19 protein-coding genes are annotated in these 20905 nt (G+C 42.8%); 12 read left to right on the top strand and 7 right to left on the bottom strand.

From position 1 onward, the window contains the following. Positions 1-26: 26 nt before the first annotated feature. Positions 27-650 carry a bifunctional phosphoribosyl-AMP cyclohydrolase/phosphoribosyl-ATP diphosphatase HisIE gene (gene hisIE, locus CDH51_RS05750; protein ID WP_262494512.1) on the top strand — a complete coding sequence of 208 codons (624 nt, stop codon included), beginning with the start codon at positions 27-29 and terminating at the stop codon, positions 648-650. Here the strand turns inward: hisIE and CDH51_RS05745 are convergent. The 3 genes from CDH51_RS05745 to CDH51_RS05735 all read right to left on the bottom strand — a co-directional run bounded on the left by CDH51_RS05745 (position 647) and on the right by CDH51_RS05735 (position 3915). After that, positions 647-1888, bottom strand: coding sequence for a glutamate-5-semialdehyde dehydrogenase (locus tag CDH51_RS05745; RefSeq protein ID WP_100627707.1), 1242 nt, complete (start codon positions 1886-1888; stop codon positions 647-649). The two genes, hisIE and CDH51_RS05745, sit on opposite strands and share 4 nt — an antisense overlap. Beyond that, positions 1881-2963 (bottom strand): glutamate 5-kinase, encoded by a 1083-nt coding sequence (gene proB, locus CDH51_RS05740; protein ID WP_100627706.1) that lies wholly within the window; start codon positions 2961-2963, stop codon positions 1881-1883. The genes CDH51_RS05745 and proB overlap by 8 nt, the downstream gene beginning before the upstream one ends. A 76-nt stretch (positions 2964-3039) precedes the next feature. After that, positions 3040-3915 (bottom strand): geranylgeranylglycerol-phosphate geranylgeranyltransferase, encoded by an 876-nt coding sequence (locus CDH51_RS05735; RefSeq protein WP_024281643.1) that lies wholly within the window; start codon positions 3913-3915, stop codon positions 3040-3042. 133 nt (positions 3916-4048) lie between these two features. On the opposite strand from CDH51_RS05735, the gene CDH51_RS05730 reads away from it, so the two are divergent. Further along, positions 4049-5428 carry a Gfo/Idh/MocA family protein gene (locus tag CDH51_RS05730; RefSeq protein WP_100627704.1) on the top strand — a complete coding sequence of 460 codons (1380 nt, stop codon included), beginning with the start codon at positions 4049-4051 and terminating at the stop codon, positions 5426-5428. Between the two features lie 3 nt (positions 5429-5431). On the opposite strand, the gene CDH51_RS05725 is transcribed toward CDH51_RS05730, so the two are convergent. Further along, positions 5432-6181 carry a DeoR/GlpR family DNA-binding transcription regulator gene (locus CDH51_RS05725; protein ID WP_024281645.1) on the bottom strand — a complete coding sequence of 250 codons (750 nt, stop codon included), beginning with the start codon at positions 6179-6181 and terminating at the stop codon, positions 5432-5434. 161 nt (positions 6182-6342) lie between these two features. On the opposite strand from CDH51_RS05725, the gene CDH51_RS05715 reads away from it, so the two are divergent. The 7 genes from CDH51_RS05715 to CDH51_RS05685 all read left to right on the top strand — a co-directional run bounded on the left by CDH51_RS05715 (position 6343) and on the right by CDH51_RS05685 (position 12672). Next, positions 6343-7026 carry an N-acetylmuramoyl-L-alanine amidase gene (locus CDH51_RS05715; RefSeq protein ID WP_100627699.1) on the top strand — a complete coding sequence of 228 codons (684 nt, stop codon included), beginning with the start codon at positions 6343-6345 and terminating at the stop codon, positions 7024-7026. Between the two features lie 6 nt (positions 7027-7032). Next, entirely contained in the window at positions 7033-8664 is a 1632-nt protein-coding gene (locus CDH51_RS05710) for a glycoside hydrolase family 10 protein (protein WP_100627697.1), read from the top strand. Continuing rightward, positions 8661-9140: a GNAT family N-acetyltransferase gene (locus CDH51_RS05705; protein WP_100627695.1), complete on the top strand. Its 480-nt coding sequence runs from the start codon at positions 8661-8663 to the stop codon at positions 9138-9140. The genes CDH51_RS05710 and CDH51_RS05705 overlap by 4 nt, the downstream gene beginning before the upstream one ends. Further along, positions 9137-10399, top strand: a complete 1263-nt coding sequence (locus CDH51_RS05700) for an MFS transporter (RefSeq protein WP_100627693.1) — start codon at positions 9137-9139, stop codon at positions 10397-10399. The genes CDH51_RS05705 and CDH51_RS05700 overlap by 4 nt, the downstream gene beginning before the upstream one ends. 106 nt (positions 10400-10505) lie before the next feature. Further along, positions 10506-12005, top strand: a complete 1500-nt coding sequence (locus CDH51_RS05695) for a glycoside hydrolase family 3 protein (RefSeq protein WP_100627691.1) — start codon at positions 10506-10508, stop codon at positions 12003-12005. A gap of 59 nt (positions 12006-12064) precedes the next feature. Further along, complete coding sequence (locus CDH51_RS05690; RefSeq protein ID WP_100627690.1) at positions 12065-12367, top strand: DUF4160 domain-containing protein; 303 nt, start codon at positions 12065-12067, stop codon at positions 12365-12367. A 2-nt stretch (positions 12368-12369) separates the two neighbouring features. After that, positions 12370-12672, top strand: coding sequence for a DUF2442 domain-containing protein (locus tag CDH51_RS05685; protein ID WP_100627688.1), 303 nt, complete (start codon positions 12370-12372; stop codon positions 12670-12672). Positions 12673-12797: 125 nt separating this feature from the next. On the opposite strand, the gene CDH51_RS05680 is transcribed toward CDH51_RS05685, so the two are convergent. The 3 genes from CDH51_RS05680 to CDH51_RS05670 form a co-directional block, all read right to left on the bottom strand. After that, on the bottom strand, positions 12798-13934 hold the full coding sequence (locus tag CDH51_RS05680; protein WP_100627686.1) for an aldose epimerase family protein: 1137 nt from the start codon (positions 13932-13934) through the stop codon (positions 12798-12800). Positions 13935-13975: 41 nt separating this feature from the next. Beyond that, entirely contained in the window at positions 13976-15349 is a 1374-nt protein-coding gene (locus CDH51_RS05675; RefSeq protein WP_100627684.1) for an amidohydrolase family protein, read from the bottom strand. Positions 15350-15416: 67 nt separating this feature from the next. After that, entirely contained in the window at positions 15417-15911 is a 495-nt protein-coding gene (locus CDH51_RS05670) for a gluconokinase (RefSeq protein ID WP_100627683.1), read from the bottom strand. A gap of 40 nt (positions 15912-15951) precedes the next feature. Between CDH51_RS05670 and CDH51_RS05665 the strand changes: the two genes are divergently transcribed. The 3 genes from CDH51_RS05665 (at position 15952) to CDH51_RS05655 (ending at position 20891) form a co-directional block, all read left to right on the top strand. Continuing rightward, positions 15952-17406, top strand: a complete 1455-nt coding sequence (locus CDH51_RS05665; RefSeq protein ID WP_100627831.1) for a DUF294 nucleotidyltransferase-like domain-containing protein — start codon at positions 15952-15954, stop codon at positions 17404-17406. A gap of 232 nt (positions 17407-17638) precedes the next feature. Then, positions 17639-19966 (top strand): PIG-L family deacetylase, encoded by a 2328-nt coding sequence (locus tag CDH51_RS05660; RefSeq protein ID WP_100627681.1) that lies wholly within the window; start codon positions 17639-17641, stop codon positions 19964-19966. A gap of 64 nt (positions 19967-20030) precedes the next feature. Then, on the top strand, positions 20031-20891 hold the full coding sequence (locus CDH51_RS05655) for an ROK family protein (RefSeq protein ID WP_100627679.1): 861 nt from the start codon (positions 20031-20033) through the stop codon (positions 20889-20891). The last annotated feature ends 14 nt before the right edge of the window (positions 20892-20905 follow it).

Raw genomic sequence — 20905 nt, 5'->3', positions numbered from 1 at the left:
GGGTATATTTCTGCAGTATTTCCACTGTGTTTCAAAAAAAAGAAAACATGAATATCGACTTTTCAAAAATGAACGGCCTTATTCCCGCCATTGTACAAGACGCTGTTTCAGGCAAAGTCTTGATGCAGGGATATATGAATGAGGAAGCTTTGGAGAAAACAAAGAAATCCGGCATGGTGACTTTTTTCTCCCGAAGTAAAAATAGGCTATGGACCAAAGGGGAAACTTCAGGGAATTTTATGGAGTTGGTTTCAATTGCGGGAGATTGTGACGGGGATTCAATTTTAGTGAAAGCAAATCCTCGTGGACCTGTCTGTCATACTGGCTCTGATACTTGCTGGGATGAAGAAAACTCGTCCAAGACCGGCTTTATCGACCAACTGAGAGCCATCATCAAGGATAGAAAAAACAATCCATCGGACAAGTCTTACACTGCTTCGCTGTTTGCCAAAGGTATCAACAAGGTCGCTCAGAAAGTAGGAGAGGAAGCGGTAGAAATCGTCATCGAAGCCAAGGATGACAATAAGGAGTTGTTTTTGGGTGAGGCTGCAGATCTACTTTTTCATTATCTCGTCCTTTTGGAGGCCAAAGGCTATGAATTGGATGAGGTGATGGAGGTGCTGATTGATCGGCATTCTAAAAAGTCTTAATTCCTCACCTGCCCATTTCCCCTTATCACCCACTTATAGCTAGTTAATTCTCTCAAAGCCATCGGTCCTCTGGCATGTAGCTTTTGGGTAGAAATACCGATCTCAGCCCCTAATCCAAACTGCGCCCCATCGGTAAATGCCGTGGAAGCATTGGCATAGACAGCAGCGGCATCCACTTCCAAAAGGAATCGCCGTATGTTTTCCTGGCTTTCTGAAACAATCGCCTCAGAATGCTTGGAAGAAAATGTCGAAATATGAGCAATCGCCTCTTCCAGGCTGTCCACTGTTTTGATAGCAAGTTGCAAACTCAAAAACTCGGTTCCAAAATGCTCTGGCATTGCTTTTTGAATCAGTTCATGTTCTTCCAAGTTGCTAAAAGCTTGTTCATCAGCATAGATTTTCACCCCGCCTTCCAATAAAGGCTGAATCAACTCATTCAGATTTTTCAATTGACTTTGATGAATAATCAGACAATCCAACGAATTACAAACGCTGGGTCTTCGGGTTTTAGCATTATGGATGATCGCCTTGGCTTTATCCAAATCAGCCGTTTCATCCACATAGGTATGGACGATCCCTGCACCTGTCTCAATGACCGGGACTTTGGCATGCTCTCGCACAAAATTGATCAGGCCTTGAGAGCCTCTAGGAATGATGACATCCACATAATCCACCGCCTCCAAAAGGGCTTTCGTAGCTTTCCGATCTGCGGGTAGCAGTTGGAAGGCTTCAGTAGGAATTCCATTCTTCTCTAAAACTTCATGAATGACAGAGATGATTGCCCGATTGGAATAATCCGCATCCGAACCTCCTTTCAAAATCAAGCCATTTCCGGATTTCAAAGCAATGGAAAATACATCAAATGTAACGTTTGGTCTAGCCTCATAGATGATCCCTAAAACACCCAAAGGCACCGTAACTTTTTCCAAGTACAATCCGTTGGGAAGTAGCTTTTCTTCCAATTTCAAATGCAATGGTGAAGGGAGTAGGCTGACCTGTCTGATCTCCTCCGCGATTCCCTCAAGTCTAGCAGGTGTTAGCAGCAAGCGATCATACATGGGGTTGTCCTGATCCATCCGCTCTAGATCTTTCTTGTTTTCTGCCAAAATAAAATCGGCCTTCATGACCGCCACTTCTGCTAAATCGGTAAGCACTTTTTGTATCTGCTCTTCCGAAATAGCAATGAGTTTTCGGGACTTTTTTTTGACAGATTGGAAAATATCAGTGTAATCAGTCATGGTCAAATAAGTATAAATAATCGTAGTGGATAAGGGCTTTTTGATTCTTTTGACCAAGCTTTTCAGCCGCTGATTTGGATGAATACTCAGCCCTTCCTAAGCCTATCTTTATTCCTTTTTCATCCCGAATCAGCAAAATGTCACCTTTGGAGAATTCACCCTCTATCCGGGTGACTCCGACGGGTAGGAGGCTGCGAATGACAGCTGAAGTCAATGAAACTTTGGCACCCTCGTTGATAAAAACTTTTCCTTTGTAGTATTGAGCACCATGGGCTAGCCATTTTTTCGGGGCCTGTTTTTTCTTTTTCGGTTCAAAATGGGTGCAGGCAAGTTTTCCTGTCAGATATTCCTCCAATACCCCATCTCGTTTGCCATTCGCAATGATGACATTGATTCCCAAGTCGGCAGATTTTTTTGCGGTAGAAAACTTGGTCAGCATGCCTCCTCTTCCAAAGGAGGATTTGGCAGCGGAGATGTATTCAGAAAGATCCTTGGTATCAGAAGAAACCCATTCGATGAGTTTTGAATCTGGGTCTGCAGGGTTTCCGGTGAAAATCCCATCCACATTAGAAAGTAAAATCAGACTGTCAGCATTGACCATGGCTGCGGTCAAACTGGCGAGTTCATCATTGTCTGTAAACATCAACTCCGTGATCGTAACAGTATCGTTTTCATTGACGATCGGTAGAATGTTTTGCTGCATCAGCCCCTCCATGCAGTTCTTCATGTTCAGAAAATGCTTTCGATCCCGAAAATCCTCCTTGGTCACCAAGATTTGAGCTACTGATTGTCCCTGTTTTTGGAAAAGCCGCTGATAAGCCTCGATCAGATGAACCTGACCGGTAGCTGCCCAAATTTGGCGCTTGCTGATTGGGTTAAGTTTTTCTGGAATAGTTACCGCCTGTCTACCAAAAGCCACCGCACCAGAGCTTACCAGCACAAGTTTGTTCCCGGCTTTTAATAGCTGCATGATCTGACCGACCAAATGGTCCATTCTGCCAAGATCGGGCAGGCCATCTGCTTGAGTCAGTACATTTGAGCCTATTTTAATGACTAGGGTGCTGGGATGCTTCATTGATGAAGAATTTTTATAAAAATATCCCGAATGTTGTGGAATTGCTAAAATTTAGCCGATTACTCGTTTTTCCACTTTACAAAAACCCCATACTTAGGGTGCCGACAAGCATTAGGATTTTTGCAAAAGTGCTCAACTCAGTAAAGTGTGCTTTGCGATCCGAAACGTAAACTTTCCGCATAAACCAGATGAAAAAGAAGCCTAAAATCCCGAAATAGTAGAATAGTTCTGGCTTGTTGAGTTCTATAGTTACAATGCTTATCGCAGATACAAAGCAGATGGCAATAATGAAAATGACTTGCTTGGTCTTTCGGAACCCCAGTACGATAGGAAGCGTTTGGCAGCCATGCTTTCTGTCCCCATCCCGGTCTTCGATGTCTTTGATAATTTCGCGGATGAGGTTGAGAAAAAAGGCGAAAATGGCATAAGTAAAGACCAAGAGCTCATTTTTTTGATAATAAAAGGCTACTAAATAAACAGAGAGTCCTGTGAGGAAAGCCACGGTGAGATTGCCGATGAAAGGCTTTCTTTTGAGTTGGTTACTGTATAGCCAAAGAAGAAAGGCTGCTATAAAGTTGACTAGACCAATTCTCGGCGCAACCAAAACACCAAGCCCAATACCAGTAAAATTAAAAATGGTATGCAGAAATATGACTACTCGTCTCTTGATGCCTTTTCCGACGATGACCTCATTGGGACGATTGACATAGTCAATTTTGACATCGTAATAATCATTAATCATGTAGCCTGCAGCAGTGATGATCAAGGTGGACAGAATCAAAATATACAGCTTGAAGTCCTCCAATACAGGAAGTCCTGTCTGGCTAGTCTCGACCAGAAAATAGGCCGTCATCAGCTGTGTGAATGCCACCAGCAGTAAATTGATAGGTCTGCTGATCCGTAGCAAACTGCTGATAGAGATGTTTCGCTCAATAGTGGCGTTTTGATTCATATTCAAACATACTAAATTAGGGCATCCGAGGTTTAAGGAAATATTTTTTTGCTTAATGAAATCGATTCCGATTAAAGATTCTGTAAACAATCCGAGATTAATTAAATTAATCTTTTGAATTCAAACCCAAAATATGATGGACCCAAAAAACGCCCAATCCAGAAGAGACTTTATTGCTTTAACAGGAGGACTACTTGCCGGAAGCATGTTTGTTCATCCTGTAGCTGAAGCGCTTTCACTTTTTGAAAAGGAAAAAAAGAATCAAAAGATGCGATTGGCGCTGGTAGGAACAGGGATTCGGGGAACTACGATGTTTGGAAGAGATGTGGTCCGGGCCTATGGTGACCTAGTGGAATTTGTAGGCTTGTGTGATATCAATGAAGGGCGCTTGCGGTATGGGAGGGAATTTATCGGGGTAGATTGCCCGGTATTTATAGATGGTGATCAGATGATTAAAGAGACCAAGCCGGATGTGTTGATTGTCACCACCATGGACAGCACCCATCATGAGTACATTATCAAAGGATTGGAAAATGGGATTCATGTCATTTCCGAAAAACCCATGACCACTGATGAGTTTAAGTGCCAGGCGATTTTGGATGCAGAGCGCAAATCAGGCAAGAAACTGATAGTGACCTTTAACTATCGCTATTCTCCACATCGGCAGCGAATGTATGAGATCCTGCGAGCAGGAGATATTGGAGAATTGACATCAGTTGACTTTCATTGGTACTTAGATGTGTACCATGGAGCCGATTATTTCAGAAGATGGCATCGCAGAAAAGAATTTGGGGGGACGCTATTGGTGCATAAATCCACACACCATTTCGATTTGTTGAATTGGTGGATAGATTCAGATCCCGAGGAAGTTTTTGCTTTCGGAGAGTTGGAGTTTTATGGAAAAAATGGACCATTCCGAGGAAAAAATTGTCGTACCTGCCCGCACAAAGATAATTGTGACTTTTTCTGGGATATCACAAGAAATGGGCATTTGAAAAAGCTTTACGTGGATAATGCGCAATACGACGGTTATGATCGAGATGGCTGTGTATTCCGTGAGGACGTGGATATCTACGATAAAATGGCCGTGCAAATCAAGTATAAAAATAAGGTTCAGGTTAGTTACTCCCTGACTACCTATTCGCCTTATGAAGGCTATCGCATTGCATTTAATGGGACGAAAGGTCGGCTCGAAGCCTGGATCAAAGAAAGACAGCCTTGGGAGGAAAAAGCAGAAGATGTGCTTTACCTGACAACCAACTTTGGGGAGCGAAAGGAGATAGTCATACCCCACGGTGGTGGAGGTCATGGTGGAGGCGATACCCGTCTAAAGGATAAGCTTTTCAAAGATCCTAAAATGGCTGATCCTTGGCGTCAATCAGCCGGGAGTCGAGATGGAGCCATGTCAATTTTGGTAGGTATCGCAGCTCGAAATAGTATCGAGTCCAAGAAGCCAGTCAAAATAGCTGACTTGACTGACATTGAGCTAAAAGAAAGTGGGAGAGGTGTCTAGCCTCTAAACGATCTTCAAATGAAAAGGTCGGAACGCGTCGAGCTTAGAATCCATCGGATCCAATTCGGTCACCAAGGTGTCGACTTCCGTCAGGCTGCAGGTCCGGTATTTTTGGACACTATGCAACTTATCCGATACGGATAGGATAATCGTCCTTTTGGCAGCTTGAATCATCGCCTGCTTCACTTGAATGACTTCCCAGTCAAATTCTGTGAGTCCTGCCTCAGCATCTAAATAGCCCGTGCCTAGGATGCAAAGGTCTACTTTGAGTCGATTGAGCGCATTGACTACTGTGCCGCCGATGGCAAATTTTGATTCGTGCTGTAGCTTTCCGCCCAAAAAGAAAACTTCTACTTCCGGTAACTCCAAAAGCTGTACAGCGATATGCAAACTGGGAGTAAAGACTGTCAAAGGAAATTTCCTGGGGATCATCTTTGCCACCTCCAAATTGGTCGTACCCCCACTCATCAGGATGACTTGACCTTCGGAAAGTAATGAAACGGTCTTTTCGGCGATTTTAATCTTTTTAGAAAGGAGATAAGTATTTCCATCTTCTTTGGAAAAGTTCATAAAGCCAAATGAAGTGGCTCCACCATGGACCTTTTTTAGCTTTTTTTCCTTGTCGAGTTCCTTGACATCGCGACGAACCGTATCGATAGAGACTTCGAGTGCTTCTGCCAGGTCATTGAGCAAAACTCTGTGATGAAGATGTACTTGGTCGAGAATGAACTTTTGCCGTTCTTCTTTAAGCATTTTGGGTTGATTGTTTTTGGAAGCTAATCAAAACAGCAAAAACTTGCAAAAAATCCGACGTTTTAGATGTGCTTTGCAAAAAATTGCGGGATTTTCTTCTCAATCCTGCAAATTTCTAGGTAGTTTAGCTATCGAGTACTATTCAAAATTTGACCCAAAATATGAAGAAGCGCCAAACTCACCCTTTGATCTTTAGCCTACTGATTCCATTACTTTTTCTCTCCTGTAAATCCCAACAGCAGGCTACTTTTCGAATCATTGATAAGCCGATAACTTGGAATGCTGAGCGCGAGCAGCTTTCCATTCAATACCTGAAGGACCGGCATGGTTTGGTGAAGGATAAGGCCACGATAGATCCTCAAATGGTCGTAGTCCATTGGACGGCAATTGACAATGTAGAGGTGACATTCGATGTTTTTGATTCCCCGACTTTGGGAGGAAGGGAAGATCTGACAAGTGCCAGCAATTTGAATGTATCAAGTCAGTTTCTGATAGATCGGGATGGGACGATTTTTCGGCTTTTACCAGATACAACTTTTGCCAGACACACTATTGGGTTGAATTATTGTGCTGTGGGGATAGAAAATGTGGGAGGACCTGACGCTCCTTTGACTTCTGCCCAGCTTCGTGCAAACGAGGAGCTGATTCGCTATCTCCGGAAAAAGTACCCGGCCATTGACTACGTAATCGGGCATCATGAATACCAACTTTTCCAGGACACTCCACTGTGGAAGGAGGCCGATCCAGATTACCGCACTGTGAAAACTGATCCGGGAGATGAGTTTATGGAGAAGCTTCGCAAAAACCTTTCAGACCTTGGATTAAAACCACTTCCTCAACTGTAATTATTAATGAAGGTCTATTCAAGATTTGTTTTTGCGCTGTTACTAGTATCGATTTTCGCTTGTAAATCTCAACAGGAGTTTTCGCAAGACAGACGAGATATCAAAACAGATACCCCTGAAGTAAAGGATGAAGAAGTGCCGACTAGACCTCTGCCTGATTCCCCCGTTTTGCTCCAGCCGCTTTCTTTTGAAATGCCGGAAATTCCACGTGAATTTAGAGGAGTTTGGATTGCCACGGTGGTCAATATTGATTGGCCAGAGTCGGGGACGGACGGTTGGTCTAAGCAGAAAGAGGATTTCCTCGCGCTTTTAGATCACTACAAGAATTTAAATTTCAATGCCGTGATTGTGCAGGTACGAGCTGCAGGAGATGCTTTCTATCCTAGCCGGCATGCCCCTTGGTCCAGATATTTGACTGGAAAGGAAGGCATAGCGCCTCAAACTTCAGAGAATCCTTTGACTTGGATGATCAAAGCGGCACATGATAGGGGCTTAGAATTTCATGCATGGCTGAATCCTTACCGCGCGACTTTTGATGATAAAACAGAAACCTTGAGTCAGGAACATGATTTTTTCCAACATCCCGATTGGATGCTCAAGTACGGAACCAAATACTATTATAACCCTGGCTTGCCTGAGGTGAAAGAGAAACTTTTGGCAGTCATCAAAGAGTTGGTGGATGGATACGATATTGACGCCATTCACTTTGACGACTATTTCTATCCTTACAAGGTTCAAAATCAGAGATTCCCTGATCAAAAGACTTTTGAAAAGTATAAAAAGCCAGGCCAGACCATTGAAGATTGGAGAAGGGATAATGTAAACTCCCTGATTCAAGCTATTCATCAAACTGTCAAAACAAGCAAGCCTTGGGTGCAATTTGGGATTTCTCCCTTTGGAGTGTGGCGAAATCAGGACAGAGATCCTAGAGGCTCTCCGACCCGAGCCGGACAAACTAACTACGATGACTTGTATGCAGACCCCTTGACTTGGATGCAAAACGGTTGGATTGATTACCTCATTCCCCAGCTGTACTGGAGTATGGACTATGAGTTGGCTAGCTATCGCAAACTCAATGACTGGTGGGCTGCCAATAGCTATCAAACCAATGTCTATATCGGTAATGGACCCTACAAGATTCGCGATAATGCAGACATTGCATGGGATAATCCCAAAGAAATCAACAATCAAGTTCAATACACCCGAACGCTCATGGAGATTCAGGGAAATGCCTTTTTCTCTGCAAAATCCCTTTTCACAAAAAATCAGGATGTCGCCAACTTGCTCAAGCAAGAATTATATGACAGCCCGACCTTACCACCGGCTTTCGAACCCACTGAGCCAGTCTTGATTGAAACGCCTCAGGTTTTACAAGTAGAAGCAAACAGAGACTGGACGAAGGTATCACTCGAAAAGCCTCTAGACCCTGCCATTCGCTATGCCATGGTGCAAGGAGCCGATGAGCTAAGTATGCTCGCTGAAGCCGAGATTCACACAGTTTGGGTAGGCAGACAGCGTGCAAGGGCATTGGAAGTGAGCAGTTTAAATACCAATTATCTCGCGATCCGATGGATTGATCATTTTGGTAGAATCGTTCAAACTCAGGTATTTCAAACCCCCAAAAAAACAAAGCCATGAAGGATATGCTCGTTCGTTTGATTGATTTGCCTTCTTCACTGGACATAGAGAAAAGGCTTTCCAACAAAGAGGGAATCATTTTTCGGAGGGCCATAGCTCCAGAAAAGGCATTGGTTTGCGATTGGGTGATGGAGCAGTTTGGCGCCTACTGGAAGTCGGAAGTGGAAGTTGCATTCAGTAGACAACCGGTAAGTTGCTGGATAGCCCAGCGAGGAAATGAGATTTTGGGTTTTGCTTGCTATGAGTCAACAGCAAAGAATTTTTTTGGCCCAACAGGTACCCTGGAGTCCGAGCGGGGAAAAGGCATAGGCAAGGTACTGCTGATCAAGTCACTTGAGTCACTCCGTGAATTAGGCTATGTCTATGCCATTATTGGGGGAGTGGGGCCCGCAGAGTTTTATGAAAAGGCTGTAGGAGCAACAATCATCGATGGCTCAGAAATCAGTATTTACCAGCATTTACTCAGAAAATCATGACCCAAAATTCTAGCAAGAGCCCATGGATTTGGGTACCCTCCCTGTATTTGACCGAATCGGTGCCCTATGTCATCATTATTACAGTTTCGGTGATCATGTATAAGAGTTTGGGGGTATCCAATGCTGATATCGGGCTTTATACCTCATTTCTGTATTTGCCGTGGGTGATCAAACCTATCTGGAGTCCGATTTTGGAGCTTTTTGGAAATAAAAAGCAATGGTTCCTCAGTATGCAGTTTATACTTTCCCTGACATTTCTTGGGGTAGGACTGACTACAGGACTCGATCAGTTTTTTGTGATTACTCTGGCTTTCTTTTGGATGGGAGCTTTTGCTTCAGCTACCAATGATATTGCTTCGGATGGGTTGTATCTTATAGCCTTGAAACCCGATCAGCAGAGTTTTTTCGTAGGGATGCGTAGCACATTTTATCGGGTAGGAATGATTACCGGGCAGGGCTTGATTGTGATAGCCGCAGGATATTTGGAGGAGAAATTTGGAGATCCGACTCAAGCATGGTCTTGGACGATGATTGGGGTCGGAGGTCTTATGTTGTTGCTTACGGTGATTAATTTTCTATCCACTCCCAATGTGATCGAGGAACGAGTAGAAAAGGTAGACCGACCAAGTTTTGGAGAGGTGTTTAGCACCTTTTTTACGAAGAAGAATATTGGCCTTTCTTTGGCTTTCGTGCTTTTCTATCGATTGGGCGAATCTCAATTAGTCAAGATGGCTTCTCCATTCTTTTTGGATGAAAGATCGGAGGGTGGCTTGGGGCTCACTGTATCGGAAGTAGGTTTACTATATGGAACCTTGGGAGTCATTGCTTTGCTTCTCGGAGGGATCGTTGGGGGAATAGTGATTTCCCGTCATGGTTTGGGTAGATGGATGATACCTATGGCGATTGCAATCAACGCCCCGAACTTGGGTTACGTTTTACTCTCATGGCAGCAACCCGAAAGCTTTTATTTTCCCGCAATTGTTGTTTTGATTGAGCAGTTGGGTTACGGTTTTGGCTTTGCGGCTTACATGGTCTTTTTGATTTATTTGGCTGAGGGTCTTTTCAAAACTGCACATTACGCTTTGGCTACTGGATTTATGGCTTTGGGAATGATGATTCCGGGGATGATTTCGGGCTACATGCAGGAGTGGCTGAATTACCCAGGATTCTTTATTTGGGTGGTAATTGCGACGATTCCCAGTTTTGTGATGGCTTATTCGGTGAAGTATCCGAGGGAATTTGGGAAAAAGAATTCTTGATTTACGACTTTCGAAATACGATTTACGAAATGGTCAGAAGGGGCATTGCTTCTTTAAAACCTTGCCACTTTACAACCTTAGCACTCCTTAATCTTCCAATCAGCAAATGAACAAAATCCAAAAAATATCCCAGTTCTTCTCCCCAGCAGCCTTTATTCACGATACGGAGGAAAATTACCAGGCCATTGAGCGTCTGATTATAGAACAGGAAATTGGCGGATTGACATTTTTTCACAGCCGTCATTCTGCTGCGGCAAATTTCGAAAAACGGGCGGAATCACTGGATACGGAAGGCACTTTTGAGAAATTAATCGGATTGATTAATCGCTATCAAGCCCTTTCAAAAATCCCCTTATTGATCAGCATAGATGGGGAATATGGTTTGGCTATGCGAATCGAAAAAACACCTCAGTATCCCTTTGCCATCACCTTGGGCGCATTGAAAAAGGATGCAGAAAAGTGGGTTGAGGAAGTCGGCTATCGAATGGGCTTGGATATGAAAAGATCAGGGATCCATCTCAATCTGGCTCCTTGCGCTGATGTCAACACCAATCCAAATAATCCTGTGATTGGCTACCGCTCTTTTGGAGATCAGACTGAGAAAGTAGCCAAACTCGCTTTTGCTGCATACTCAGGGATGAAAAAAGCTGGAATTGGTGCTTGTTTGAAGCATTTTCCGGGACATGGTGATACTGCAGTTGATTCTCATTTGGGTTTGCCAATCTTGCAGAAAACCAAAGCAGAACTTGAAGCTGAGGAACTGTTTCCTTTTCAATACGGAATCGACCGAGGGGTGGAAATGATCATGGTTGGACATTTGGCTGTGCCTGCACTGACCGGAGGAAAAGACATTCCCGCAAGTATCAGCAGAGAATTAATTACCGATTTGTTGAAGGGAGAAATGGGTTTTCAAGGCCTCGTTATCTCCGATGCGCTGAATATGAAAGCCGTGGCCAATTTGTATCCCGAACCCGGAGAGCTTGAATGGCAGGCTTTCCATGCCGGAAATGACATTCTTTGTTTTTCAGATCACGTAAAGGAAGGAATTAAAAGAATAGTCCAAAATGCTTCAGATAAAGAAGTGGATGCTGTTTTTGAAAAGGTAATAGATTTAAAAAGGCGGTTGGGTGTACTAGAGGTAAAGCCCGTTGAAGTTCCAACTTTTGATTGGAAGAGTCATTCCCAATTGCAAAAGGAGTTGGCGGAAAATTACATTTCTGTCATTTCAGGAGAAATAAAATCTGCTGAGCTTCAAGCCTTGGCAAGAGAAGGAAAGCTGGGTTTTCAAGAATTTTTTACCAAAGATTCCAGCCGCTTTTCTCAGGATATCAAACTTGAATTTTCTCCAATTGAGCAGGCCGGAAAAGTAATTATCGCCGTATTTGTTCCTAGCCACAAGCCTTTGAATCAGTTTGGAATGGATCAGGCTACGCTGGATGAAATCAAGGAATTAGCAAAAAGCAAACCTTGTGTCTTAGTTCATTTCGGGAATCCTTTGGCGGTAAAGCACCTAGGAAATTTGAAAGATTTCGAAGCGGTGATCTGTGGTTATCAAGGATTTGAGGAGGTGCAACGGGTAGTTGAGGAGGTTTTTTTTCAACAATAAGGTTATATTAGAATTACCAAAAAAGCTTTAATCTATTGGATGATTTCAGATTTTGATTTATGCCTAAAATCTATGAATATTTAGGAATTACATTTTTCTTTTATTCAAATGAACATGAGCCTATACATGTCCATGCGAGAAAAGGGGAGTTTGAAAGTAAGGCAGAGATCATTTTTGAAAAGGGAGTGATTACAGAAATAATTCTTACAAACGTAACAGGTCGAAAAGCGCTCAAAGGAAAAGATTTGAACAATCTTAAGTTTTTCTTAGAAAAATTTGCGGAATCTATTGTGGTCAAATGGGTGGATTATTTCGTTTATCATAAAGAGATTAAATTTGAAAGAATCAACCAAAAACTTTAAAAATGAAAATCACCGAAAAATACCTTTCTGACGAAAAGCCCGATCTTTTGGAAATCCAGGAAGCCAAATACATTGGTGATTTCGCCATACGCCTAATTTTTAATGATGGGCAAAAGGTTTTGGTAGACTTTAAGCCTTTTCTAGAAGAGTCGAAGCATCCCTCGATTCAAAAATACCTGGACGAGAATCTTTTTAAAGGATTTCAGATTAAAGAAGGTAATCTTGATTGGAATGATTTTGATTTATGCTTTCCTATCAAAGATTTATACAATAATACTGTTTCGAAGAAAACAGTAGAGATTTAATTTCGCTCTTCATTTCGGGAGTATTTGCAAAACTATTCCTAATTCCAGTTTTCAGCTAGACACTTAAATATATGTGCCAATTGTCAACATTACGGATAACTGCAAAGAGAAATCACTTTTTATTTTTACTTCTCAACCGAAAATCGATACTCGATGGTATGCTCATATTTTTCACCCGGACTTAGAATCGGGCTTGGGAAGTTTTCATGATTGATGGCATCCGGCCAAATCTGGGATTCTAGGCAAAAGCCCCAGTGTTTATCGTAGGTTTTTCCATCTGCTCCTTGGAAGTCTTTCACAAAATTTGCTGTGTAAAACTGCACACCCATATTGTCCGAATACATGTCCATTACACGGCCACTTTCGGGATGCTTCACTTGGACAAAATGCTTCATCTCATCTGATTTTTCTAGATTCATCACCATGTTGTGATCAAAGCCTTCTCCATTGGCGGCAATTTGTTCCCCAAGGTTTTTTGGACTTCGAAAGTCAAAAGGCGTCCCTGTCACATCTTTGACCTCTCCAGTAGGAATCAGTTCCTCATTCACTGGAGTGTAGGCATCCGCCCAAAACTGAAATTCATGATCCAGTACATCACGCTTTACTCCACCAAGATTGAAATAGGTGTGATTGGTCAAGTTGACTATGGTCTTCTGGTCAGTGACAGCTTCAAATTTGATTCGCAAAGTATTGTCTGTGGTCAGTTCCATCCAGAGGGTGGTTTCCAGATTTCCCGGATAGCCTTCTTCTCCATCTACGCTCAGATAAGTCATTTTCACTCCTACGACTGAGTCATTAGAGTAAGTCTCAGGGGTCCAGACTTTTTTATTAAAGCCCTCTACCCCTCCGTGAAGATGATTATCACCATTGTTTCTTGCCAGTTCATAGGACTTTCCGTCCAAGGAAAATTTACCTTTTGCGATTCTATTAGCAACCCGACCTGCGGTAGCTCCGAAGAAAGGATTTGGTTTAGTCAGGAACTCCTCTACGGTATCAAAAGTGAGCGTGATGTTTTCTTTGTTTCCGTTTTTATCGGGAGTGATGATTTTGTGAACAAGACCTCCGAAATTGGAGAGTTCGACTTGCATAGTGCCATTGTCTAACACATAATGAAAAACGGGCTGGCCATTATGCTCAGCTACTTTTTCTGATTTGATCATAAGGTTGATTTCTTCTTGAATAGGTTCTTGAGTTTGTTTTTGGGAGCAGGCAAATGCAAGCGACAGAGAAATTGCTAAAACATAAATATTGGAGAGCTTCATGGTTTTGTGATTTTGCCTATGATTTAATATTGATTTTAGGATTACTTCCGCTCGTGGTTTTTGGCAATTCGATCCAACTCTGACTCAAGCCTTTCCCCACTTATCCAATTTCCTCCTACAGATACCCCCATTGGCTTTTGCATAGTTTTCAGATTCATTAGAGGATTTTCTTTGACCATCACAAAGTCGGCCTCCATTCCCTCTTTGATCATCCCCCATTGAGACTCTGCGCTCATGTATTTAGCAGGTTCTACTGATCCACTTTTTAATATCTCAATATTGCTCATACCCGCTTTTGACATCAATTCAATCTCATGGTGAATCGAAAATCCGGGTACATTGAATACTTGCGGAGAATCGGAGGCCAAAAGAACTGGAATCCCGGCCTGATGAAGAGTCATGAAGAGCTGATTACGAAATTGCAGATATGGCTCTACAAATTCCCGGTCTAGCATCCCCGCTCGCTCAAGTTGCTTTTTGGTATTTACCCATTGCTGAATCAGGGGCCCGGGTAAGTATTTCATTTCTGGTGCCTGTCGAAATTCATCGGCAGGGATATAGCCGAAATACCTATCAAATAGGGTCAAAGTCGGGGCAATGTAAGTTCCTTTTTCCAAGGTTTCCTCGATCAAAGCAGGAAGCTTTTCCATTTCCACCTTTCCAACAAGCTTTAGATTGAATGGACCCGAGGTAGTCGGATCGATGGTAAGATTATCTGGAAGAAGGCCTTCCATATACCCATCCATGTGTTCTATGGATTTGAAGCCGCTAGCGAGTGCATTTTCTATCCCCACAGCCAAGGGTACATGTCCACCAAAAGGAATATTGACCTCCTTAGCTGTTTTGGAAATGGCCCACATTTCATCCAATTCGACTCCTGGATGGATTTTTAAGTGATCATAGCCTGCAGCCTTTTGTTCCCTGACCATTTGAGAAGCTTGCTCTGGGCTGCTTACTGAATTTCCATTGAAGGACGGGCCGGATATAAAAACACGTGGTCCGGGAATCTCTCCATTTCTGACTCGCTCTCGAAGTTCCACATGACTGGGATGGCCCAGCATACTTCGAATACGAAGAACACCATTAGCCAAATAGAGCCAAAGTGATTCTTCCTGCAATTGAGTACTGCCATCTCCAGCTACTGGTAGGTGGGCGTGAAATTCAGCCAAGCCCGGAAAAATGTAAGCTCCCTGTCCATCGATCAGATTTTCATGGCTCATCCGAGGCGTTTGAGGCGTAAGAGGAATGATTCGATCAATCTTGCCGTCCTTTACGAATAGTGCGTGATTTTCCAGCAATTCATCTCCATCCATCGTGATGATATGCACATTGGTGACCAAGAAGTCCTGTGCAGAAAGCGTGGGTATGGATAAGAAAGTCCAGAAAAAGCCAAATAGGATCTTGAGGGTTTTCATAGTTTTTTATGGGTTGCTCTCCAATTTCGGCTATTCAGGTGGCTATTCCAATCCGGTCCTGTAATTTCTATTTCTTCAAATAATCCAATGCTTCTTCTAGAATCTCTGTTGGTGTTTGATCGATTGAAAGCTTCTTGCCATAATTCGGCTCTTCCCAGGTGGCAAACTGCGAGTCAAGCATTTCTGCCTTCATGTAATGGTTTTTTCGTGCCTTCATTCGATCCCAGATAAGATCTCTGTCTCCTTTGAGATGAATCCATTTTATATCATTCCCTCCAGCCAGTATTTTTCGATAGCTTTCTTTCAACGAGGAGCAAGCCAAGATGCAACCACCTGACCTTTTCGATTCTTCGAGTTTTGAAGCTAGGGCCTCCAGCCAAGGTTGACGATCCTTATCTGTCAGAGGGATCCCATTACTCATTTTTGCTACATTTTCTTTTGGATGGAAAAGATCTGCGTCGTAGAAGGGCAAGGATAGCTTTTCCGATAATGAAGTGCCTAGAGTGGTTTTGCCAGTTCCTGAGACACCTGTGATAATGATGAGTTGATAGTTTGCTGTCATGCTTTGTAGAATCATCCAAAGATTGTCTATTTTGGGAAAGATGGAAAATTCACCTTCGTTTATTTCGGATCAATTTTACACCAAGCGTGTATCGGACCTTCACTTTAGACATTTGAGGCTTGTTTCCTCAGGTACTTCTATTCAAGAATGTGCCAAACGAATGGCAAGAGAGCAGGTAAGTTGTCTGTTTGTTGGTGAATCCGCAGACCAGATCGAAGGCTATATTACTGATATCACCCTTCGCGACGAGGTTTTGGCAAAGGGGCTATCACCTGATGAGCCTGTCAAGCTAATTATGGAATACAAAATGGTTTCCATTAGCCCGGATGCTAGTTTGGTGGAGGCTTTGCTTTTGATGTTTCGTACCAAGTCCAGATATCTCTTAGTCGAGGATCAATTTCAGTTTGTGGGCTGGATCAGCAGAAATAAGATTTTGACAGAGCAGAGTCAGGGGCCCTTTATGTTTATTCAGTCGGTAAAAGAGGCTCGTCAGATTTCTGAGTTAAAATCAAAATGGGATAGAATGCCGGAAATTATTCATCTCTTGCTAAGTCGTGGTATGAAGGCAGCTTATGTGAATCAAATTATCACAACTGTTGCTGATACGATTACACAGCGGGTCATCGAGCGGGTGATCAAGGAGATAGGTCCTGCTCCGGCAAAGTTTGTGTTCTTTGTTCTTGGAAGTGAAGGTCGGGGAGAGCTGACGCTCAATACCGATCAGGACAATGCGATCATCTATGAGGACAAGGCTAATGAACAACGAGAAAGTGTTCGTGCTTACTTTTTGGATTTTGCGACGCGAGTTTCTACGGCTTTGGACCAAATTGGGATTGACCTTTGCGAAGGGGATTTGATGGCGATGAACCCGAAATGGACGCATTCCCTCTCTCACTGGAAAAGAAATTATGAGTCTTGGATTGCTGATGCTTCTCAAGAGACAGCCATGAAGTACTCTACTTTTTTTGACTGTAGGGCTATTTATGGAGAAGAAAACCTACTCGATGAATTAAAAGGTCACATGTATAAACTGGTGGAGTCAGCTCCTGAGCGATTTTTTGTCAACTTGGGCTACAATGCTCTGCAGTATGAGCCTCCGTTGACATTCTTTCGAAGGATTCGTACGGAGAAGATTGATGGAGAAAAGCAATTTAACCTCAAGCACGCTATGCGAACCATGGTAGATTTAGCCCGTGTCTATGCACTGCGGCATCAAGTTCAAGCCACCAATACTTCTGAACGAATCCAAAGCCTACAAGGGAAAGGTGTTTTTTCCGAAGCTGAATGTCAAGAACTTAATCATGCTTTTTCCTACCTAATGGCTTTAAGATTGGAAAATCAGGCTGAAATCATCATGGCAAAATCCCCGCAGCCACTCAACTGGGTGAAAATAGACCGACTGACCAAGGTGCAAACAGTGACGCTAATTGAGATTTTTAAAGTTATTCGTGATTTTCAGGCCCGAATGCGAATTTCCTTTACCAAGAGTCTATAAATTCTTGATCTGAATTAGACTTCTTTAAATTTTTTATAAAAGTTATTTTTTATTTAATAAAGTTTTTTAATTTTGTTGAGTGAAAGAAAAGCTTGTAAGTGTTTATTAATCCTAATTTAATTTTACAAAAATAAAACTGGTAAAATTTTTTTTGGAGATCAAACGATTGCACTTTATCTTTTATTTGGAATGTATATCTAATTTATCATCACGCTAATCAGCCTAGAAAACCATGCTCAGCAACTATCCGCTTTCTGAAGTAGAAAAAAGCTTTCTCCAAGAGTCTGGAGTAGATAAAATCACTACTCTGATCCCTTACTTGACGGTTGATAATTTCCCAAAATTAGGTTTGTTGACAGCCTGTAGATTTTTGGAATGGGCCGCTGCAAATCCTCAGGGGGTTATCAGTCTTCCTACCGGTAAAACTCCGGAGTTTTTTATCAAGTGGACGCAGTTTTTGCTTGAAAATTGGGATACAAAAAAAGGCAAGGCCATTCGTGACAAATATGGGATGGGTGATACTAAAAAGCCTGTCCTGAAGGATCTTACATTTGTTCAGATTGATGAGTTTTACCCGATATCATCCAAGCAGCACAACAGCTTTTACGATTATGTAAACAAGTTTTACATTCAAGGCTTTGGGCTATCCAAGGAGAAGGCTATCCTGATTAATTCAGATGAGATTCCTTTGGCTGAAGGAAAACATTATTCGGAGATTTTCCCCGATTTGAAAGTAGACCTGTCGCTTAGATTCAGAGATCCAGTAAACGATCTTGAAAAACTACAGCAAGAGTCGATTTACATGATCGATCAGTGGTGTGCAGATTATGAAAAGCGCATTCGCGACCTTGGCGGGATAGGTTTTTTCTTAGGAGGAATTGGTCCTGATGGTCACATCGCTTTCAACACCCGAGGTTCTCATATTTACTCCGTCACGCGCTTAACCGAGACGAATTTCGAAACCCAGGCTGTAGCAGCAGGGGATTTGGGAGGAATTGAGGTTTCTGCCAACCGATTGGTCATTACCATCGGCCTTGATACCATCGTCCACAATCCTGATGCAGTGGCAATTATCATTGCAGCAGGTGAGGCAAAGGCGGGAATTGTCAAAGACTCCTTGGAGACGAAACTGAATAATGTCTATCCAGCTACTGTCCTACAAAAACTTAAAAATGGTCGATTCTATCTTACCAAAGGAGCGGCTGTCAAGTTGACCGACTCCATGGACGCTTACTATGAGAAGGGGGAGTGGACATTTGAAAAGACCGAACGCGCAGTAATCGATCTGTGTAAGAAACTCAATAAATATGGCCACAGGCTGAAGCTAAGTGACCTAAAGGCGGATAAATATTGCAAGCTTATCCCTGACCTTTCTGAAGACACAGTGAATCAGGTCATCAAAAGTATTGATGCGAAGTTGGCGAAAGGCTTGGAGCAAGAAGAAAATCAACGACTGCTGCATACAGGCCCGCACCATGATGATATTTCTCTTGGTATCCTGCCACACATCACCAATCAGCTAAATGAACCTACCAATGAGGCACATTTCTCAGTCTTGACTTCAGGCTTTACTGCTGTGACCAATACCTTCGTCATCGAGACTTTGCAGCATACCAAAAAGTTACTTGACGAGGGTAAAATCCAAATGGTCGATTATGATGACTTTTTCTCAGTGGGTTATAGTCTAAAGACTGATAAGGATGTCTACCATTATTTGACAAATGTCGCCTCTGAAAATGCCGAGGCTCGAAAGAGAGGACTTTGCCATCGGGTAGTTAGAGCCTTGGTCACCGTCTATGAAGTAAAAAATAAAACCCAACTCCGGGAAACGATCAATGATGTAATCAGCATCCTTCGAAAAAGCTACGATGGGGAGAAAAATCCAGCGAAGATCCAAAAGCTAAAGGGGATGATTCGTGAATTTGAAGAGGAGTTGGTATGGGCGCACTTTGGTGTCCAAGTAAAAAACGTACATCACCTGAGACTAGGCTTCTACACAGGAGATATTTTCACCGAACAGCCCGATAAAACCCGCGATGTGGAACCGATCGTGGAATTGTTTAGGGAAGTGAACCCAACAAAGATTAGCTTAACCCTTGATCCGGAAGGATCAGGTCCGGATACTCACTATAAAGTCTTGCAAGCTACGGCTGCAGCTGTGAAGAAGTGGGGCGAAGAAAAAGATCTTAGTGAGCTTCGAATCATCGGATATCGTAACGTATGGTTCAAGTTTGAGCCACATGAAGTCAATGTGATTGTTCCGGTATCCCTAGGAGATATGTCAGTGATGGAAGATTCTTTTGCGAATTGCTATCTTAGCCAAGTAAATGCATCTTTCCCTAGTTATTCACACAACGGAAAATTCAGTACAGTCGCCAAGCGTACTTGGGTTGGACAGTTGAATGACATCCAATTGCTTTTGGGCAAAAACTTCTTCTATCTTCACGAGCGTGCAAAAGTTCGGGCAAGTCATGGATTGATTTTCTTCCGGGATATGAATGTGGAGGAGTTTTTGGCGACAGCCAGAGAATTGGAGAAGTCCATTGAAGGAATGCTTTAAAACACAGGGAGTTTATGCTCCAGACCAAACCTATTTAACCTAAATTGAACCAAGACCTCAGCACATGGAAAAAGCCATTCTGGGATTAGATATTGGCGGTACGGGGATCAAAGGAGGTGTCCTAGTCAAAGGGCATCTTGAGGATATTCGATCGATCCCCACTCCGGCGCATGAGTCCAAGGAATTTATCTTGGAGACCATTGCTTTGTTTATCGAGTCCTATCTCGATTATGATATTGCAGGCATTGGCATCGGCATTCCCGGATTGGTTGATGTAGAAAGAGGTGAAGTTCTAGGTCTTGCAAATATTCCTGCCTTTCAGCATGTAGAGCTAGCTAAATTCCTCCAAGAGCGCTTTTTTAAGCCGGTTTTCATCAATAACGATGCAAACTGCTTTGCGATAGGAGTTCATAAGTTTGGAGTCGGAAAGCCCTTCAAAAATCTAGTTGGAATTACACTCGGTACAGGAGTAGGTGGAGGTATTGTGATCAATGGTCATTTGTATTCTGGGAATTATTCAGCTGCGGGCGAGTGGTGTAGCGCTCCGTACTTGGAACACAATTTCGAGCATTATTGTAGTGGGAAGTTTTTTCATGCCTACTATCAGACTAAGCCAAAAGCAATGGCAAAGCGTGCACGAAATGGAGACCCTGAGGCGATTAAGGCCTTTGAGGAATATGGAAATCATTTAGGGGAGTTGATCAAGCATATTTTGTATGCCTTGGCACCTGAGGCAGTCGTGCTTGGAGGGTCAATTCGAAAGAGCTACCCGCTTTTTGAGGCTTCACTCAAAAAATCCCTTTCGACTTTTGCCTATCCGACAGTTTTGGAGCATGTAAAGATTTTGCTTTCAGAGCTGGATGAAACAGCCATCCACGGAGCGGTGGCTTTAGTGGATTTAGAGCCAGAAGTGGTAAATAATTAAAGAAAAATTAAAGA

Source organism: Algoriphagus formosus, assembly GCF_002807035.1.
GTDB classification, from domain to species: domain Bacteria; phylum Bacteroidota; class Bacteroidia; order Cytophagales; family Cyclobacteriaceae; genus Algoriphagus; species Algoriphagus formosus.
This window is presented reverse-complemented; position numbering and strand designations above follow the sequence as displayed.

Bases quoted from the DNA above. Each gene is read 5' to 3' on its own strand.
- CDH51_RS05725 (WP_024281645.1), bottom strand. From the start codon at position 6,181: ATGCTTAAAGAAGAACGGCAAAAGTTCATTCTCGACCAAGTACATCTT.
- CDH51_RS05695 (WP_100627691.1), top strand. From the start codon at position 10,506: ATGAACAAAATCCAAAAAATATCCCAGTTCTTCTCCCCAGCAGCCTTT.
- CDH51_RS05735 (WP_024281643.1), bottom strand. From the start codon at position 3,915: ATGAATCAAAACGCCACTATTGAGCGAAACATCTCTATCAGCAGTTTG.
- CDH51_RS05660 (WP_100627681.1), top strand. From the start codon at position 17,639: ATGCTCAGCAACTATCCGCTTTCTGAAGTAGAAAAAAGCTTTCTCCAA.
- CDH51_RS05700 (WP_100627693.1), top strand. From the start codon at position 9,137: ATGACCCAAAATTCTAGCAAGAGCCCATGGATTTGGGTACCCTCCCTG.
- CDH51_RS05680 (WP_100627686.1), bottom strand. From the start codon at position 13,934: ATGAAGCTCTCCAATATTTATGTTTTAGCAATTTCTCTGTCGCTTGCA.
- CDH51_RS05685 (WP_100627688.1), top strand. From the start codon at position 12,370: ATGAAAATCACCGAAAAATACCTTTCTGACGAAAAGCCCGATCTTTTG.
- CDH51_RS05715 (WP_100627699.1), top strand. From the start codon at position 6,343: ATGAAGAAGCGCCAAACTCACCCTTTGATCTTTAGCCTACTGATTCCA.
- CDH51_RS05710 (WP_100627697.1), top strand. From the start codon at position 7,033: ATGAAGGTCTATTCAAGATTTGTTTTTGCGCTGTTACTAGTATCGATT.
- proB (WP_100627706.1), bottom strand. From the start codon at position 2,963: ATGAAGCATCCCAGCACCCTAGTCATTAAAATAGGCTCAAATGTACTG.
- CDH51_RS05655 (WP_100627679.1), top strand. From the start codon at position 20,031: ATGGAAAAAGCCATTCTGGGATTAGATATTGGCGGTACGGGGATCAAA.
- CDH51_RS05730 (WP_100627704.1), top strand. From the start codon at position 4,049: ATGATGGACCCAAAAAACGCCCAATCCAGAAGAGACTTTATTGCTTTA.
- CDH51_RS05675 (WP_100627684.1), bottom strand. From the start codon at position 15,349: ATGAAAACCCTCAAGATCCTATTTGGCTTTTTCTGGACTTTCTTATCC.
- CDH51_RS05665 (WP_100627831.1), top strand. From the start codon at position 15,952: ATGGAAAATTCACCTTCGTTTATTTCGGATCAATTTTACACCAAGCGT.
- CDH51_RS05670 (WP_100627683.1), bottom strand. From the start codon at position 15,911: ATGACAGCAAACTATCAACTCATCATTATCACAGGTGTCTCAGGAACT.
- CDH51_RS05745 (WP_100627707.1), bottom strand. From the start codon at position 1,888: ATGACTGATTACACTGATATTTTCCAATCTGTCAAAAAAAAGTCCCGA.
- CDH51_RS05690 (WP_100627690.1), top strand. From the start codon at position 12,065: ATGCCTAAAATCTATGAATATTTAGGAATTACATTTTTCTTTTATTCA.
- CDH51_RS05705 (WP_100627695.1), top strand. From the start codon at position 8,661: ATGAAGGATATGCTCGTTCGTTTGATTGATTTGCCTTCTTCACTGGAC.